Raw genomic sequence first — 17,849 nt, 5'->3', positions numbered from 1 at the left:
ATGAATGATGCGGAGGACTTCGCAAAGGAACTAACCGAAAATGATCTGGAAGAGCCAAAAACGATTGCTAAGTTAGAACCTCCTAAAGGTTCTAAACAAAAACAGCATCCAGCAAATGAGACTCACTATAATAGGAACGACCCTGAAGCTAAGATCTCTGTAAAGCCAGGAAAAGCCGTTGCTTTGAATTATTTAGGTCAGGTTAGTGTAGATACCTCATCACATACCATCACCCATATTCAGGCTTTCACTGCAGATATTAGGGATAGTGATTGTCTTCCCGAAGTAGTTCATCAGCTAAAAAATAACCTTCAGGAGTTGGGCTTAACAGTGGAGGAAATTATAGCAGATACAGGTTATAGTAGCGGCAAAGCACTCCAGTCGCTTGAGGAGAATAATATTAAAGGGTACATTCCAAACCGTACTCAGTTTATTTATGAAAGGGAGGATTTTCCTTACCATAAAGATGGAGATTACTACGAATGTAAAAACAATCAGCACTTAACCTACCGTGGCACTTATCTGGCTGGCAAATATTATAACAAAGAATATCGATTAGAGAGGGCAATATGTAAAACATGTTCCTTTAAAGAGACCTGTAGTGCTTATGGCAAGCAGGGGGCTAAGATTCGAGAGTCAATTGACAGACCTTATTATGAGAGAATGCACTTAAGGATGGAATCTCCTAAAGCCCGAACTTTAATGAAGCAGCGACAAAGCACAGTAGAGCCAGTGATTGGCACTTTGATAAACTTCCTGGGAATGAAACGAGTAAATACTATTGGCAGATCACAGGCAAATAAATGCTTGATGATGGCAGCGATAGCTTATAATCTAAAGAAGCTATTGAAATACACCCAAAGACCAAAAAGAGAACTGGAACAAGGCAACTTAGTACAAAAGAGTTTGACCTTAACGATAGCACTGGCCACAAATATGATGATGAGTTTGATTCAAATCTTTGACCCAAATCCGAAATTGATATACAAATTTAATTAACACAACAAAACAACACTTCAATATCAAGCCCCCTTCGATACGGTATGTTGTGCAACGGTCACTTAGGTCAAAAGAACCACCTGCCTGCCGGCAGGCAGGAAACCCCACCGCTGCGCCTGATGCTCTGGAAGTTACTGTTTAGGCTTGGACTGTGCAGCCCGCACCAGCCGATGCGGAATGACGGTGAACGGAGATTCTGTGCTTAGGCTTAAGAAACGTACCTAGCGCCTAGCTGGTGTAGAGGGGCTAGCCTTCGGCCCGCGGAGCATACGTACCGCACTGGCTGGACTTTACGGTGTGTACGTTTCCTGCTGCCCTTTTTCCAAGGGGAGTTGTCAGCCCTTCTACACATTTTCTACACCCTTTCCAGACCCTCTCTAAACAGATAAAACAGCGGTCAAACAGCGGTATCCGAGCGACATATGAGCGATAAGAACTGGTGTTTGAGCGACATATCAGCGGTACATTAGCCTTAAACGTCATCATCACTTCCCTACTCAAATCATGTAACGGACATTTTATGACATAACATGTCAAAAGCAGTCAATAGCAGTCAAAACAGGCGCTAAACGTCTGATTTTGAATAATTTAGTTCACAGGTGCCGTATATTTGATCAAGCATTAATTACCGGTAATATCAATGTGAAACAGATTTTTTCATTTAAATTTTAATATCATGAAACTATTAGAAAACGACCTGTTAGAAGGGTCAAGTGGTAAATTCGGCAAGAAGCTAGTTTACCGACGCCGCGGCGATAAAACAATAATCGCCCGCCGTCCTTACAAAAGAAGGGACGCTAATACGCCCCGACAACAGGAGATACGGGAGACTTTTGCCGAGGGCATACTTTATGCAAAAACCGTGATTGCCGATGAGGCAATAAAAGCTGTTTACCAGGCGAAGGTAAAAGGATACCAAACAGCATTCAATCTTGCGCTTTCCGACTTTTGCAAAGCACCTCAAATCACGAAACACAACGTTTCTGAGTATTCCGGCCAGGCCGGCGATAAGATCAGCATTCGTGTGGTAGACGATTTCAAGGTTGAATGGGTAAAGCTGGTCATCAAAGATTGTGCAGATAGTACGATCGAAGAGGGCCTGGCAATTCTTTCAGCCAACGGTGCCGACTGGATCTATACAGCCACTGCTGAGAACGCAACACTACCCGGCACAAAGCTCATTATGAGTGCGGCGGATATGCCTGGTAATGTTACTACGGAGGAAGTGGTGCTTTAGTGGAGTCAAGAGCCAAGAATCAGGATTGAGGACAAATCGATGATTTGGTAATTTAAGAAGCTGCTTTAACCGGCAGCTTCTTATTCAATTTCCTCCAACCAATTTTACTAATGAAGGAACCTTAAGTGATCGCTATATATATTACTGCCCAGATTACAATAAACGTTACACCAGCGAAGAGTTCAGTTCGATATTTCTTCAGATCCTTTTTTATAAGTAAATGATATAAAACCCATAAAATAAATATTGGCGCCAGGAATAATGGAATAAGACCGTAGTACATGTTGATGTTGTTTTATATAAAGTTACTACTTTAATTTAAAGTTGATTAGCGATCGACGTCAGACTTGAGTGAGCACTTCGACCATCACTTTCTCCTTGTAAGCCACTAAGAGAGGATGGGAATGGGTTGGGATTAATAATTTGTGACTTAGTCCGCTATTTGCTATCTTTAAAATAAATTCTATTCTCATGCTAAGAAAAGTTCCTTTTGTAATAGCTATCGAACTTATAATCGGGGTTCTAGCATTCTTATTCGCTAGGGAGAGAACTCAATTCGGAACTTTATTTATCATCTTTAGCTCTGTAGCGTTATTAATATTAGCTACACGCTATGGACTCCGAAGATTGGTAAGTTCACAATAATCATCCTCGTCTACAATTAAAACACCTTTTTGTTTAAGTCTTCCGCAGGACGACTTAAATCGTGCTATAAAAATCAGGACTCTGTCCAAAGATCACAATATCTCAATACATATCAAGCCTGAACCTTGTTCACAATAATCAGTAGCACTGCAATATTTATGTGAAGGTGATTTGTCATGATCACCCATGCGTGGAGACACAACTCCTTCTCTCGATACAATACTTCAGGCTGTCGACTACAATTTTCTTGTAACATTCCCGGCTAATTACTTCGATCTAGTTAACCAGTCCTAATGTTATAATATGTGGAACAGCGCTGTCTCCGAAACGATATCCTCTAGCCATAAATAAATATAGTTCAACTGCGATATTAGAGTCGTTAATGGCAGGTTCTACTTAGTTGCCGGACAGAGTCCTTAATTTTATCAAATGATTTAAGAGCGCTGCGCTGAACTCTTAAACCAAGGGGGCTTGATGTTGGATGCCTACTTCAGGACTGCCGGAATTGAACACCGTCAGGTTACTTAGAGTCAACAATTTTGCCTTGCCGCAACAAAGGCAGCGTAAACCAAAATGTGCTGCCCTTACCAAGTTCGCTGCTCACACCTATTTGACCATTATGCCTTTTTATTATTTCGGAAGAAATATAAAGACCAAGTCCTAAACCAGAATATTGACTTCCGGTGTTGTCCACGCGGTAATACCGACCAAATAAGTAGGGTATCTTCTCAGGTGGAACGCCCGGACCCTTATCAATAACTGATATTTTAGCCATATTATCTATCCTTTCAATAACAATATTAATCTCCTTTGAACGAGAAGCATATTTCATTGCGTTGTTGATGAAATTAATCACCACCTGGTTTAACCGTTCGGCATCTGCATAAACTTCAAGCTTAAGATCACCTTCCACAGTAATGGTAAACAGATCATCCAAACGGATGTAGTGGAAGCACTCATCAATTGATTTGGATAGGACGAATGTCTTTTGATTTAAAGGAAGCTGACCTTCATTAATCGTACTTGCATATAATAAATCCCGAATAAGTACACTTACTCTTTCCAAACTTTTATTAGCCTGTTCGATAAGTTTAGGCAAAACGTTAGGAGAAGGGTCATGCTTGATTCTATTAAGAAGCTGTAAAGAGGCTTTCAGAGCTGTGACCGGAGTCTTGAGCTCATGGCTTGCAATTCTAATAAAATCATCTTTCTGCTGCTGCAATAATCTAAGTTCATGTATATCTGTGGCTGTACCAACCCATATCTGGACCTGTCCGTCTTCATACTTTATAGGCATTAAACGGATTAAGTGCCATAGGTACTGTCCGTCAGCACGTTTTGCTCTCACCTGAAATTCACCACCCTCAGTCGTTTTTCGGATAGCCTGAAACTTATGTATTAAGTTTTGTATGTCGTCCGGATGAATGACTCCCTTTAATCCAGTTGCGAGGGTTCCCTCATAATTATAACCAGTGTAGTCATACCATCGCTGGTTGTAAAAGGTCACGTTGCCTTGAGCCGTATTCGTCCAGGCTATCTGTGGGATAGTTTCCATCATGGTATGAAAACGCTCTTCACTTTCTAACAAGGCCTGAGTCCTTATGACAACCCTTTCTTCAAGTTCCAGGTTCAGTTGGGAGAGCTCATGATTAATAATATTAACTTTTTCTTCCTGCTTTATAAGGAGATTATTTGCTCTCCTTAATTTATCCTTCTGAACTTTTAAATCAGAGTAAACTGCCAATAAATCTTCAGCACGCTTTTCTTTCTCCTGGTTCTGAAAAACAAGCTCTTTATTAGCTGTTATTAATTCGCTGGATTGTATTTTTAATTTCTGAGCAATATCCTCCCGTGCTTCCCGCTCTTTGGTCTCCTTTAATGCCCGATGAATTTTTTGAACTAAGGTGAATAACTTATCCTTTGAAACAAAATCTGTAACGCCACTCTTTATAAGTTCCACAGCATTCTCTTCTCCAATAACACCGGAAACGATAATAAATGGAATATATGGGTATTTACTTTGCTTGATCCGAAAGGCAGTAGCGCCATCAAAAGATGGAAGAGAGTAATCAGATAAAATTATATCGGGTTTGAATGCATCCAAGGCGCTCTCAAACTCGGACGGAGCTTGAACAATTTGAGAATTAAAATTCAGATCTGACTTTTTTAACTCACGATTGATAAGATCTGCATCAAATCGGTTGTCTTCTACAATAAGTATATTAAGGATATTACTCATATTATTCGAATTCTCAAAAACACTTCCAGTTTTCGAATCTAATTGATTGCAGTCGTTGCAATATTTTCGCCGAAAAGTAGCCCGCAGACTTGTGAATGGTTTTCGAAACGCTGATTTCTATTTATATATATTTACAAAGAGGCTGTTAAACAGGGTAGTATGGTAGCTTTAAGTTGTATCTTACTGAGGTGGCTGGCTTAATATCATCCAGTATAAGCCAATTTCTTTTATAGCATTAAAAAAATTATCGCTATCTACTGGCTTTACTATATAACTATTTGCGCCTAAAGAGTAGCATTTTTCAACATCCGGGTTTTCTTTAGATGAAGTGAGTATTACCACAGGAATTGATTTAAGGTCCGGATCGGATTTTAATTTTTCCAGCACTTGCAGGCCGGATATTTTTGGCATCTTAAGATCAAGTAAGATCAGTTTGGGCTTTTCCATGATATTACGTGCAGCAAAGATACCCTGGCAGTAGATGAAATCAAGGGCTTCCGCTCCATCTTTAACATGATATAAATTGTTTGTAAAGCCGCTTTTTTTAAGCGCCCGAATCGTGAGGTTTGCATCATCCAAACTGTCTTCTGCAAATAAAATCTCAATGTCGTTGAAGTTCATTTCTTTTTTCTAAGTGTTAAATTCTTTCTGAGAGTTTCTGCGGGAGGCTAAAATAAAAGGATGCCCCTATATTTAATTCTGAGTCTGCCCATACACTCCCCTGGTGTTTATGCACTATTTTTTGTACTATGGCCAGTCCAATACCTGTGCCTTCAAATTCCTCCTGGGAATGCAATCTCTCAAAAACCCCAAAGATCTTATCGTAATATTTCATATCAAACCCTGCGCCCTCATCTTTTACATAATAAACAACTGAGCTGTCTTTTGTGTAAGCTCCTATGTCGATACGCGTGTTTGATTTATACCGGGAATATTTAATGGCATTAGAAATCAGATTAATCCACACTTGTTTAATCAGAGACTGATCTCCTAAAGCAGTTGGAAGATGAGTAACATTAAATTCAGGTATGTTTTGACCCTCCTGATATGATACTTCTTCAATAACCAATCCAACAAGAGCAATCATATTAATTTCCGAAAAAACTATCTGTTTTCTTCCCAGTGTTGAGAATGCAAGCAAATCATCAATAAGTTCTCCCATCTTTTTTGAATTGCTCATAATAGAATAAAGAATTTTTACTCCTTCAGGATCCAATACGTCTCCATAATCCTCAACCAAAATTTTCGAGTATCCGCTAATAGCTCTGATCGGGGCGCGTAAATCGTGCGAAACTGAATATGAAAATGATCCAAGGTCATTGTTAACGGATTGCAGCTGTGCAGTACGATCAACTAAGTCCCGGTTAGCGATGATTAACTCTACTGCTCTCTCTTCTTTCTCCTTATTTTGGAAAGCAAGCTCTTTATTAGCAATAATCAGTTCCTGCGCTCGTTTTTCCTTTTCTATACTATGAAAAACAAGTTCCTCATTCGCAATTGCTAATTCCGCGGCACGCTTCTCTTTCTCCTGGTTTTGGAAGGCAAGCTCCTGGTTAGCAATAATCAGCTCGGATGCCCGGCTTTCCTTTTCCTTGTTTTGAAAAACAAGTTCTTCATTCGCAATTGCTAATTCCGCGGCACGCTTCTCTTTCTCCTGGTTTTGGAAGGCAAGCTCCTGGTTAGCAATGATCAGCTCGGATGCCCGGCTTTCCTTTTCCTTATTTTGAAAAACAAGTTCCTCATTCGCGATGGCTAACTCTACCGCACGCTTTTCTTTCTCCTGGTTTTGGAAAGCAAGCTCCTGGTTGGCTATAATCAGTTCTTGTGCTCGTTTTTCCTTTTCTTTATTTTGAAAAACGAGTTCTTCATTAGCAATGGCTAACTCTGCCGCACGCTTCTCTTTCTCCTCGTTCTGGAAGTCAAGTTCCTGGTTGGCGATAATCAGCTCTGATGCCCGGCTTTTCTTTTCTTTATTCTGGAAAGCAAGTTCTTTATTGGCAATGATTAGTTCAGCGGCTCGGTTTTCCTTTTCGTCATTCTGAAAGGCAAGCTCAATATTGGCGATGGACAGCTCTGAAGCTCGTTTTTTCTTTTCATCATTCTGGAAAGCAAGTTCTTTATTGGCAATTACGAGTTCTGCTGCCCTGCTGGCTTTCTCTTTGTTTTGCAACGCAAGTTGTTCATTCGCAATGGATAATGCATCTGATTTTCTCTCACTCATATATGCCTATCCTGATTCATTCGATTCGCCTGTCAATCAGCGCCTTTATAAAATTACTCAAAATTACGGGATTTATTAATCTTTTCGAAGTCACGATAGTTCTGCGTACCTAGGCAAATTTCTGTTGTTAAGGCATATATCGAACGGTTTTACTTTGGTGCTTATCATAAAATGAATTCTATGAACCCGTCTTTTTTCAGCAATCGGATCGAGCTTACTAATTCACAAGCCCTTCTCTTCGATACAATACTTCAGGCTGTCGACTACAATTTCCTTAACATTCCCGATTGAATACGTCGATCCAGTGAACCACTCCTAATGTTATAAAATGTGGAACAGCGCTGTCTCCGAAACGATATCTTGTAGCCATAAATAAATATAGTTCAACTGCGATATTAGAGTCATTAATGGCAGGTTCTACTTAGTTGCCAGACAGAGTCCTTAATTTTATCAAATGATTTAAGAGCGCTGCGCTGAACTCTTAAACCAAGGGGGGAAGCACTAATGGAAAGCGTGATCTGGCATGACGCATTGAAAGCCTTAGTAGCTTTGAATTCCGATTATTCTTAGTAAGCTCTGTTTGCTTTGACGATCCCTGAGGTATTCGGAGTGGTGGTTTACCTGTATTAATAAAGGTTTTGTGTGTGTGAGTTTAGAATCAGAACTGCGACTTTGCGTCACACTTTTAACAAAAAAAGCCCTGGAGTTACCCAGAGCTTGTTCCGTGGAGAATATCGGATTCGAACCGATCACCTCTTCACTGCCAGCGAAGCGCTCTAGCCAAATGAGCTAATCCCCCATGTTGGAATAAATTAGTTGAATTGATCCCAGCTACAATTATCAGCATTTTAAACGACTATTTCAAGTTTGGAAATGATCATTTAGAATTTTATATGCTTGAATTGCATTTTTTATTGTTCCACATATGGAGGTTATCTCTATTCTTTTTCAAAAGCCAATTAATTTTCATTTCAATATTATTTAATTAAATTTATGAGATTATTATCGCCTGAAATTTGAGATTATTATCTCTGGTAAGATTCTGGCATAAACAGCTCAAAAAGTAATTATGGATAATTCAAGAAGAAAATTTATTCAAAATACTATGCTCATAGGAGCAGGAATCAGTATGCCACAAATCCTCAGCGCTTCAGATTTTGGCCGCTATACCCGTAGTATTCCCGCCTCTGACCAGATTAATTTCGGTCTTATTGGCTGTAAGGGTATGGGTTGGTCGAACATGAATGCTCAGTTGAAACTTCCTCAGGTTAATTGTGTGGCTTTAGCAGATGTTGACCAAAGTGTACTTGACCAGCGTGTAGGAGATGTATTTAAACTACGCGGAACGAAGCCAAAGACGTATAAAGACTATCGCAAAATGCTGGAAGATCCTAACATTGATGTGGTAATTATTGGCACTCCCGATCACTGGCATTGCTTGAATATGGTTGACGCTGTTTCAGCCGGCAAGCATGTATATGTTGAGAAACCGATAGCTAATACCATAGAGGAATGCCAGATTATGGTGAAAGCACAGCAACGATATGGGAAAATCGTGCAGGTTGGACAATGGCAGCGATCCGGATCACAATATGCTGAAGCAATTGATTATATAAAGACAGGCAAATTAGGACAAATCAGACTGGTGAAATGCTGGGCCTACCAGGGCTGGATGAAACCGGTACCAAAAGTTGCCGACGGCCCTCCTCCTGCAGGAGTTGATTATAATATGTGGTTAGGTCCGGCTCCAAAGCGCGACTTTAATCAAAATCGTTTTCACTTTAATTTTCGTTGGTTCTGGGATTATGCGGGTGGCCTGATGACCGATTGGGGTGTGCACGAAATTGATATTGCCTTATTTGCAATGGGAGTAAAAGCACCAAAATCCGTTATGGCTTCAGGCGGCAAATTTGCCTACCCGGACGATGCATCAGAAACCCCTGACACCCTTCAGACTGTTTATGAATATGAAGGGTTCAACATGCTTTGGGAACATGCAACAGGCATTGACGGCGGCAACTATGGGTCTACCGAAGGTATCGCATTTATTGGAAACAATGCGACACTCGTTGTCAACCGCGGTGGATGGAAAGTGATACCGGAAACGGAAAACAAGGATGGTAAGAAGATGAACAAAACAGAAGAAGTATTGCATCGCAAGCCTGAAAAAAATGCTCACGAAGCGCATGCCGTCAATTTTGTGGATGCCATTACAAACAATGACCCCTCTCGTTTAAAATGCGGGATCCAAACCGGAAGCATTGCAGCAATTAATGCGCAAATGGGTAACATCGCCTATAAGACAGGTAAAAAAGTATACTGGGATGCATCAAAAAATGAATTCACAGATTCTGAGGCCAATCAATTGATGAAAGCCCGTTATTATAATGGATGGAAGCTGCCAAAAATTTGATTGGAACTCACCGAATAGTTTCCAAGGTAATAATTTCATTCAATTTCCTTAATGATAGCTACCTTATATATATTTGTTTAAAACCCTTATTTATGAAACCATCATGATTTTGCCAAACCCACAGGGGCATGAATATTAAAATCATGATAGCCCTGCCTACCGGCAGGCAGGTTCATCACCTTTAAAAAAAAATTATATACAGATGAAAAAAATATTCACACTTTTATTAATTACCGGCCTTTTTAACGGACTTACTGCATGCGCACAAAGACCTAGTCCGGCAGCTAAAGCTTCACAAACCACTACGTCAGGTGCTAAGATCAGTATTGATTATAGTTCACCCGGCATTAAAGGAAGAACCATCGGTAAAGAGATCGCCCCATGGGGACAGGTTTGGCGTACTGGCGCAAATGAAGCTACTGTTTTCGAAGTAAGCAAAAATGTTACTATTGCCGGTAAAACATTACCAAAAGGAAAATACAGTTTGTATTCGATTCCCGGACAAAAAGAATGGGTGATCATCCTCAATAAAACCTGGAACCAGTCAGGAACAGAGTATGATATGAAAGCTGATGCCTTAAGATTTACAGTTAAAACTCTCAAAGCACCGGCATTTTCTGAACGGATGACGTTTAAGATTGCTAAGACAGGTGTGGTTTCACTGGTTTGGGGGGAGTATCTGGTGAATTTCCTCGTTAAATAATGAATTTAATTGGGATACCCGTTGCCAGTTACCAGACTAAGCGTCTAGTCCACCCAGCCTGGTAACTGGTAACTGGCAACTTATATTCGTTGGTAAATTAACCTCTACCTCACCAACGTCACGTACCCCGACCTCAAATATCGCTTCGAATCCAGAACACCATCTATTACCCAATAATACACTCCAACGGGCATTTGGGAGGTGTCGCGGAAGCCAGTCCAATAATTATTGATATCTGCTGTGACATATATAATATCGCCCCAGCGGTTAAATATCTTAAATTGTTTTACATCAACAGCGCTGCTAATAAGTACGGTGAGTTCATCATTTATCCCATCTCCATTCGGCGTAAACATATTGGGGATAACATAGTCCGGAATTATTATATCCACAAATATAGGGGCTATCGAAATACAACCTTCTTTAGTAGTGCTTTTAATATAATAAATTCCTTTTCGGCCAACCTGTGTTGGATCGGGAATAGGGATCGTTGCCGTACTATTGCTCCAGAATGAATAATTTATCTCCTCATTTCGCCGGAATCCTGTAGTCATATCAACCGTTGCGGGATGTACCGCCTCTAATATCCGGGTTAGTATCAAAGGGGGAACTTCAATAATATTAACTCTCACCGGCCTGATTAGAAAGCAACCCGATGAACTTCGTCCCCTGATATAATATGTACCGGAAACACTTACACGCCGTGGATTTGTCAGGGGGATGGTAGCCCGCGGATCAGTCCAGTAGGTGTATGTCAGGTCGGAACTGTTTCCAGATTTTAGTGAAAAATCTGTCAGGTCAACACTAAAACAATCAGGCGGCGGGTCTATAATATTCATAGACATGCCACCAATGGTCGTATAAAGTGTTTGCTGGCAACCTAAACCCGGGTAAGGAATGAGTTCAATTGCAATTCGGGTACCCACAGGCGGAACTGGTGACAAGACCACACTGTCAGCCGTGCCCAGGAGTGCTGAAGTCTCCGCATTATACCAGCGGTACCCAAAAAATCCTGGAAGAGTTTTCAAGGTTATACTTTGAATGCCTGGACAGGTTATATTTCCCGTTACCGGGATCGAACAATTTTCGTCAAAATCTATGTATGCATATCCGAAATGCCCTCCCAGACTACAGTCATTAGTTGTAAATTCGAGTCTTATCCTTTTTCCGAGATAAGCAGAAAGGTTAACCAGAACCGGAGACCATTCCTTGTACAAGACTGGTACCGGCCTGCCCCCGCCTCCACCTCCACCGCCTCCGCCGCTGCTCGGATTACGACTGCGCTCAGGTGAATCTTTAAATCCAGGCAAACCTCCCGACGCAACAAACTCAAAAGAGCCACATTCTGTCGTTGTATTACTGGAAACATCAAAAACTCTTGCGGTAAATCTTGGCTGCTCGTCGTATTGATGCGAAGGGCTCTCAAAGACCACCGCATAATTAAAAATGATAGAATAATCGCTAACGTTAGCTGGCACGTCTATGGTATAACTAATCCGTTCGGCCCCGCGGCCCGGAGAATCATTCCCTAATTGAACAACATTGTCGCTGCCATTAGGCGCATTTGTTGAGAATCCTCCGTAAAAGTCCTTACCGCCGGACCGGATTACTGTGTGATGGTTTAAGATAGGGCCAGAAGACACTAACGTCAAAAATGCCGGACGCACTGCATTCGGAACCATATTACCAGTTTGAGATATGCTACCTATCGCACATTCCCAATTGGCTAAAGTGCCACTTTCAAAGCCAATATTTTTAGGACACTCTGTTACAACTTGTCCATATCCCGGAAAACCAGTAAGGAACAAATAGCATAGAATCAGGATCCTATAAAACATATATCAAGTTATGAAATCTATGCTTAATTTCAGACAGACATGTAAACAAGCCGCACCACGGTTTGTTGCATAATGATGTCCCGATTTTATATACGAAGAAAGTTTGTTGTTGGTTGGCGGGAAGGGGATGTAGTCCCACCAAGGTATCCGACCATAAGTCCTGCTGCCCGCTCTGAAGCACCTGAGGAACCCATTCTAAGGCCAAGCTCATCATAGTTTATGAGCATACCAGTCCGGTATAACTTATCATTTAAAATCATATCAAGTTCCCGGGCAATCATCGTACTATTACAGTCTTCCTGGATCAACTCCTTTACTACTGCTTCATTCATTACCAGATTCACCAGAGAAATAAATTTGATGTTAACAAGTAATCGTGCTATTGCTATGGACACAGAGTTGCCCTTATAAACAACTACCTGAGGGATCTTGAGAAGTGCTGTTTCGAGAGTTGCAGTTCCCGACGTTACGACAGCGGCCCTGGAGTTTCTAAGCAGATTATAGGTAGCATTAAATATTACAGGAATCTTACGCCCATTTAAATACGGCAGATAATCTTCCGCAGTAAACGTTGGCGCCCCGGCAATAACAAATTGAAAGCCTGGAAGCTTGTCTGCTGCCTTAATCATCTCCGGCAATACACGGTCAAGTTCCTGCTTTCTGCTGCCAGGCAATAATGCAATCAGGGGCCGCACATCGAGATCATGGTTAATCTTAAACTGATCGTCCGGGATACTGTCTAAAATAGCATCTAGAATTGGGTTACCGACATAGTCGACATCCATGCCCCAGCTTTTATAAAAATCAACCTCGAAAGGCAGGATACAAAACATCCGGTCGACGTATTTTTTTATCTTCAAAACCCGCTTTTGGTTCCAGGCCCATACTTTTGGTGAGATATAATAAAATACCTTTATGTTCTCCTTCTTTGCGAACTGAGCGATTCTCATATTGAAGCCGGGAAAGTCGATGAGAATAATTACATCGGGCTTGTAAGCTAAAATATCGCGCTTAGCAATTTTTATATTCTTAAATATCGTGTTGAGATTGGCAATTACTTCAACAAATCCCATGAAAGCCATTTCTGAATAGTGTTTAGCTAATTCCCCGCCCTCTGCCTTCATGAGGTCACCGCCGAAAAAACGAAATTCTGCCTGGTGATCTTCCTTCTTAAGTGCTTTTATAAGATTTGACCCATGCAGATCTCCGGACGCTTCTCCGGCAATGAGATAATACTTCATCTGCAAAAGCGATTAATCAGGATTATTAATGAAATTCCAGGTATTCAGTATCGGAATGGCATGATGGGCGGTCATGTCGAACTGCACAGGAACGACTGATACATATCCGTTTTCCAGTGCCCATACGTCAGTATCCTCCCCATGATCGTTATTTTGGAAAACACCGGTTAGCCAATAGTATTTTCGCTTATGAGGATCCAGGCGCTCATCAAATTCTTCAGCCCATTTTGCGTTTGCCTGGCGGCATATTTTAATCCCTTTGATTGCATTACCTTTCGGGAAGTTCACATTTAGCAAAGTTCCCAGCCCCAGACCATTCTTCATGACCTGCTTAGTAATTATTTCAATATATTTCTTGCAATGACGAAAATCGGCATCGAGCTCAAAATCATCGAGCGAAAAGCCGATAGAAGGAATGCTTTCGATAGCTCCCTCAACTGCAGCGGACATCGTTCCGGAATATAATATGTTAATGGAGTTATTCAATCCATGATTGATCCCCGAAACACAAAGATCAGGCTTCTTGCCTTTGAAGACTTTATTTACAGCCAGCTTTACGCAGTCAACCGGTGTGCCTGAGCATTTATACATCTCTACTCCTTCGTAAAGATCAACTCCATCCAGTCTCAATGGTTTGGCTATAGTTATTGCGTGTCCGGTGGCAGATTGTGGCCCGTCGGGTGCAACTACTACAACTTTCCCAAGTCCCTGCATTACCTCAATCAAGGCTTTTATTCCCGGCGCAGTAATTCCATCATCGTTTACTACAAGTATGGTCGGCTTATTTTTCATCATGACGAAAATACAAAAAATGCTTCGCATTGCTCGCAGATGGTTGCCTGTTGCCCATTGTCAGTTGCCAGGCTAATCGTCTATGCACCTAAGAAAGAAAATCGAATTGTCTTAAAACGAAACAAAAAAAGCTCCCCGATCTTTCGGAAAACTTTTATGATGCTTTCTTTACCATGTAATACTCTTGGTCGTATGCTTATCAAACCAGCCTGGCAACTGGTAACTGGTAACCTTTTAAGCGAAGCGAGGCTCTTACAAGCTTCTTAACCAGTCGATAACGCCTTCGCGTGTCTTGCCGGTTTTTTGCTGCAATCTTCCATAAAGCTCATCGTCTTTACCATCTTCGTATCGGAGATCATCGTCTGTCATATCGGCATAAGCCTGTTTAACCTTACCTTTCATCTCATTCCATCTGCCTTTTAATTCTAACTTGTCCATAGTGGTAGTGTTTATGTTTATAAATAATAAACAGGGTTAGGGGTGAAAATGTTTGAGGAGAGATTAAAGAGCCAAGAATCAAGACATGAGGTGGATAAGCTTTTCGAGGTGGCAAAGAGCGAAAACGTGTGACCAGTAGGTAAGGGGCTTGAGGTCCTGACTTTTCTATAGTGATAAGGAGCGAAAACAAAAGGCAGGCGAAAAGCGTTGAGGTCCCGGATTTCGCCGGGATGACAACTACAACTTAGCAAAAATGTAAGGGGGAGAAGTGGCTGCTGACTGCAGCCACTTCTCCCCCTTACCCAACTCAAAAAATGCATTGTCATCCCGGCGAAATCCGGGACCTCCTGTAACGCGTCCTTGATCTTTGTTCCTTGATCTCTGTTGTGTTTTCTATAACGCTCCCCCCTTGATCTCCTCCACCACATTAGGATCTAACAATGTAGACGTGTCTCCGAGGACTGAAGTTTCCCCTTCAGCTATCTTTCTAAGGATGCGACGCATGATTTTTCCTGAGCGGGTTTTTGGTAAGCCAGTTACAAACTGGATCTTATCAGGCTTTGCAATTGCACCTATGATACGTGCAACTGTCTGCAGGATATCTCTGCGGGTAAGTTCATGATCATGAGTAGAAGTACCAAGAATCACATAAGCGTAGATCCCCTGACCTTTGATTTCATGAGGATAGCCAACAACAGCACTTTCAATTACGTCGGCATGCATGTTAATTGCATTTTCAACCTCAGCGGTTCCAATTCGGTGACCTGAAACGTTTATCACGTCATCTACACGACCAGTTATTCGATAATATCCATCCTCATCACGCAAACAACCATCGCCTGTAAAATACATATTAGGATAAGTCGCAAAATACGTGGTACGGCAACGTTCGTGATCGCCCCAGGTAGTGCGAATAACACCCGGCCATGGGAATTTAATACACAGGTTGCCGCTAACACCATTTCCTGTAAGCTCGCTGCCATGCTCGTCAACCAAACATGGCTGGATTCCAGGCAATGGAAGAGTGGCATAACCCGGCTTGGTGGGCGTTACACCTGCTATAGGTGAGATCATAATTCCGCTATTTTCCGTTTGCCACCAGGTGTCGACTATTGGGCAATTGCCTTTGCCGATATTTTCATTATACCAATGCCAGGCCTCCTCATTTATTGGCTCGCCAACCGAACCGAGTTTTCTAAGGGAGCTCAGGTCTTTTCCTTTCAAAGGCTCGTCTCCGAAACTCATGAGAGAACGGATAGCTGTCGGTGCAGTATATAAAATAGTAACCTTGAATTTGTCTACAATATCCCAGAAACGGCCTGCATCAGGATAGGTCGGAACTCCTTCAAACAAGAGTGAGGTCGCTCCCTGAGACAATGGGCCATAGACGATATAAGAGTGTCCCGTAATCCATCCGATATCGGCGGTACAGAAATGAATATCGCCGGGTTCATACTGGAAAACTGTGCTAAAAGTATAGCCCGTATAAACCATATAACCGCCGCATGTATGTACCACGCCCTTTGGTTTACCTGTCGATCCTGAAGTATATAAAATAAACAGAGGATCTTCTGAATCCATCGGTTCTGCTTCACAAAGAGGGTTTCCCTGAGTTTCCACCTTCCTTATCTCATCTTCCCACCAAACATCACGCCCTTTGATCATTGAAACCGGGGTACGTGTACGGGTTAGAACTATTATTTTCTGAACAGACTTACATTGCACAATCGCATCATCAATAATATTCTTCAATGGAATGTCTTTAGGGCCCCTGAAACCACCATCAGCGGTTATAATCAGGCTGCACTCTGCATCGTTAATCCGGTCGGCAATAGATTGCGCGGAAAACCCGCCAAACACTACAGAGTGTATTGCCCCGATCCTTGCACAGGCCAAAACAGCAATCGCCAGCTCCGGAACCATGGGCATATAAATACATATCCGGTCGCCTTTTTTCGCGCCATTATTTTTTAAGGCATTCGCAAATTGACAAACCTTAAAGTGCAGTTCCTTATAACTAAACTTCCTGTAATGTTCGTCTACATCATTGGGTTCCCAAATAATAGCGGTTTTATCACCGTCCTTCTCCAAATGGCGGTCGAGACAATTTTCGGTAATATTGAGCTTAGCCCCTTTAAACCATTGAACATTAGGTTCAACAAAATTCCACTCTAATACCTTATCCCACTTCTTTTGCCATACAAAAGTATCAGCCACACTGGCCCAGAAATCTTCAGGCTCCGCTACACTATAATCATAAATGCGTCTGTAATCGTCAAAAGAATTGATACGAAGATCCATTATACTTTTATAAATTTAATTTTCTCATAGTGTAATGCGATATGAGTAATCGTTTGTGTGGTAAAAATAGTTTTCTCAGATATAGTATGCAAGCAGACGGGGTAATATAGTGTAGAGATTTGTGACGGGGAAGAATTATGTACACCAATAATGTGTATGTACCCATCAATAAGAATAATATTACGAAATAGACATAGGATCACAGGGGGCATACACCTACAGGGTGAGAAATTAACGCCAGTCGTGTAATAGTCCCGTGCTCTGCAGAGCACCCGGCTGCCTTAACCAATTGATTGCTGGCCCTGCTTTCCAAATTATCTTTTTTTGTGCGCTGCCGAATATTAGGACACCATAATCCAAATCGCTCGCACGTCTCCTCCCCGCTTTTTTACTAAATTTCTCACAAGTGTTGCGTATCTAATTTTTTCTCCCGATATTTGCAAACTCTTTAGAGAGTTGGATTAATAATAAAGATACACATAGAGTCATGTCGAGAATTTGTGATTTAACCGGGAAAATGGCGATGAATGGTTTTAACGTTTCTAATTCGAACGTAAAAACTAAACGTAAATTTTACCCTAACCTGCATGTAAAAAAGTTTTACATTCCAGAAGAAAATAGATGGATCACGTTGAAAGTTTCAACTTCAGCGATCAAAACCATCAGCAAAAATGGCATCACTGCCGTAATTAATAAGTTCCTTAAAAAAGGGTATATATAGTTATAAAGTATTAAGTCAAGCGTGTAACTTATAACTTAATACTTTATAACTATATATACCC

General features: G+C 41.4%; 13 protein-coding genes and 1 tRNA gene. 5 read left to right on the top strand and 9 right to left on the bottom strand.

Annotated features, from left to right (window positions below):
* Nucleotides 1–999 (top strand): transposase (locus ACLL8Z_RS02520; RefSeq protein ID WP_411273178.1); only part of this gene is annotated, 999 nt, incomplete at its 5' end.
* Nucleotides 1,000–1,675: 676 nt separating this feature from the next.
* Complete coding sequence (locus tag ACLL8Z_RS02515) at nt 1,676–2,236, top strand: hypothetical protein (protein WP_411273177.1); 561 nt, start codon at nt 1,676–1,678, stop codon at nt 2,234–2,236.
* A gap of 1,165 nt (nt 2,237–3,401) precedes the next feature.
* On the opposite strand, the gene ACLL8Z_RS02510 is transcribed toward ACLL8Z_RS02515, so the two are convergent.
* From ACLL8Z_RS02510 to ACLL8Z_RS02495, 4 genes are all read right to left on the bottom strand, one after another.
* The gene (locus tag ACLL8Z_RS02510) at nt 3,402–5,120 is read right to left on the bottom strand and encodes an ATP-binding protein (RefSeq protein ID WP_411273176.1); all 1,719 of its coding nucleotides are present in this window, start codon (nt 5,118–5,120) and stop codon (nt 3,402–3,404) included.
* Between the two features lie 180 nt (nt 5,121–5,300).
* Nucleotides 5,301–5,741, bottom strand: a complete 441-nt coding sequence (locus ACLL8Z_RS02505; protein ID WP_411273175.1) for a response regulator — start codon at nt 5,739–5,741, stop codon at nt 5,301–5,303.
* A gap of 16 nt (nt 5,742–5,757) precedes the next feature.
* Nucleotides 5,758–7,341 (bottom strand): sensor histidine kinase, encoded by a 1,584-nt coding sequence (locus tag ACLL8Z_RS02500; protein ID WP_411273174.1) that lies wholly within the window; start codon nt 7,339–7,341, stop codon nt 5,758–5,760.
* 725 nt (nt 7,342–8,066) lie between these two features.
* Nucleotides 8,067–8,140, bottom strand: a tRNA-Ala gene (locus tag ACLL8Z_RS02495).
* A gap of 270 nt (nt 8,141–8,410) precedes the next feature.
* On the opposite strand from ACLL8Z_RS02495, the gene ACLL8Z_RS02490 reads away from it, so the two are divergent.
* Together ACLL8Z_RS02490 and ACLL8Z_RS02485 are read left to right on the top strand one after the other, a co-directional pair.
* Complete coding sequence (locus ACLL8Z_RS02490) at nt 8,411–9,754, top strand: Gfo/Idh/MocA family protein (RefSeq protein ID WP_411273173.1); 1,344 nt, start codon at nt 8,411–8,413, stop codon at nt 9,752–9,754.
* A gap of 202 nt (nt 9,755–9,956) precedes the next feature.
* Nucleotides 9,957–10,457: a DUF2911 domain-containing protein gene (locus tag ACLL8Z_RS02485; RefSeq protein ID WP_411273172.1), complete on the top strand. Its 501-nt coding sequence runs from the start codon at nt 9,957–9,959 to the stop codon at nt 10,455–10,457.
* A gap of 104 nt (nt 10,458–10,561) precedes the next feature.
* Here ACLL8Z_RS02485 and ACLL8Z_RS02480 read toward each other — a convergent pair whose 3' ends face one another.
* The 5 genes from ACLL8Z_RS02480 to acs form a co-directional block, all read right to left on the bottom strand.
* A complete protein-coding gene (locus tag ACLL8Z_RS02480) occupies nt 10,562–12,295 on the bottom strand; it encodes a gliding motility-associated C-terminal domain-containing protein (RefSeq protein ID WP_411273171.1) in 1,734 nt (577 codons plus the stop codon).
* An 86-nt stretch (nt 12,296–12,381) separates the two neighbouring features.
* Nucleotides 12,382–13,536: a lipid-A-disaccharide synthase gene (gene lpxB, locus ACLL8Z_RS02475; RefSeq protein WP_411273170.1), complete on the bottom strand. Its 1,155-nt coding sequence runs from the start codon at nt 13,534–13,536 to the stop codon at nt 12,382–12,384.
* Between the two features lie 12 nt (nt 13,537–13,548).
* Nucleotides 13,549–14,331 carry a 5'/3'-nucleotidase SurE gene (gene surE, locus ACLL8Z_RS02470; RefSeq protein ID WP_411273169.1) on the bottom strand — a complete coding sequence of 261 codons (783 nt, stop codon included), beginning with the start codon at nt 14,329–14,331 and terminating at the stop codon, nt 13,549–13,551.
* Between the two features lie 249 nt (nt 14,332–14,580).
* Nucleotides 14,581–14,766, bottom strand: coding sequence for a CsbD family protein (locus tag ACLL8Z_RS02465; RefSeq protein WP_411273168.1), 186 nt, complete (start codon nt 14,764–14,766; stop codon nt 14,581–14,583).
* A 393-nt stretch (nt 14,767–15,159) separates the two neighbouring features.
* Nucleotides 15,160–17,067 carry an acetate--CoA ligase gene (gene acs, locus ACLL8Z_RS02460; protein ID WP_411273167.1) on the bottom strand — a complete coding sequence of 636 codons (1,908 nt, stop codon included), beginning with the start codon at nt 17,065–17,067 and terminating at the stop codon, nt 15,160–15,162.
* A 487-nt stretch (nt 17,068–17,554) separates the two neighbouring features.
* Here acs and rpmB point away from each other — a divergent pair, with 487 nt between their 5' ends.
* The gene (gene rpmB, locus ACLL8Z_RS02455; RefSeq protein ID WP_411273166.1) at nt 17,555–17,788 is read left to right on the top strand and encodes a 50S ribosomal protein L28; all 234 of its coding nucleotides are present in this window, start codon (nt 17,555–17,557) and stop codon (nt 17,786–17,788) included.
* Nucleotides 17,789–17,849 lie beyond the last annotated feature (61 nt).

Origin of the sequence: Daejeonella sp., assembly GCF_046590655.1 — a bacterium.
GTDB lineage: Bacteria > Bacteroidota > Bacteroidia > Sphingobacteriales > Sphingobacteriaceae > Daejeonella.
The sequence above is the reverse complement of the archived record's forward strand: the minus strand, read 5'-3'. Positions and strand labels throughout refer to the sequence as shown.

Excerpts from the sequence above, each read along its gene's own strand:
- ACLL8Z_RS02480 (WP_411273171.1), bottom strand. The coding sequence starts at position 12,295 with ATGTTTTATAGGATCCTGATTCTATGCTATTTGTTCCTTACTGGTTTT.
- lpxB (WP_411273170.1), bottom strand. The coding sequence starts at position 13,536 with ATGAAGTATTATCTCATTGCCGGAGAAGCGTCCGGAGATCTGCATGGG.
- ACLL8Z_RS02465 (WP_411273168.1), bottom strand. The coding sequence starts at position 14,766 with ATGGACAAGTTAGAATTAAAAGGCAGATGGAATGAGATGAAAGGTAAG.
- acs (WP_411273167.1), bottom strand. The coding sequence starts at position 17,067 with ATGGATCTTCGTATCAATTCTTTTGACGATTACAGACGCATTTATGAT.
- ACLL8Z_RS02505 (WP_411273175.1), bottom strand. The coding sequence starts at position 5,741 with ATGAACTTCAACGACATTGAGATTTTATTTGCAGAAGACAGTTTGGAT.
- ACLL8Z_RS02490 (WP_411273173.1), top strand. The coding sequence starts at position 8,411 with ATGGATAATTCAAGAAGAAAATTTATTCAAAATACTATGCTCATAGGA.
- ACLL8Z_RS02500 (WP_411273174.1), bottom strand. The coding sequence starts at position 7,341 with ATGAGTGAGAGAAAATCAGATGCATTATCCATTGCGAATGAACAACTT.
- ACLL8Z_RS02515 (WP_411273177.1), top strand. The coding sequence starts at position 1,676 with ATGAAACTATTAGAAAACGACCTGTTAGAAGGGTCAAGTGGTAAATTC.
- ACLL8Z_RS02510 (WP_411273176.1), bottom strand. The coding sequence starts at position 5,120 with ATGAGTAATATCCTTAATATACTTATTGTAGAAGACAACCGATTTGAT.
- surE (WP_411273169.1), bottom strand. The coding sequence starts at position 14,331 with ATGATGAAAAATAAGCCGACCATACTTGTAGTAAACGATGATGGAATT.
- rpmB (WP_411273166.1), top strand. The coding sequence starts at position 17,555 with ATGTCGAGAATTTGTGATTTAACCGGGAAAATGGCGATGAATGGTTTT.
- ACLL8Z_RS02485 (WP_411273172.1), top strand. The coding sequence starts at position 9,957 with ATGAAAAAAATATTCACACTTTTATTAATTACCGGCCTTTTTAACGGA.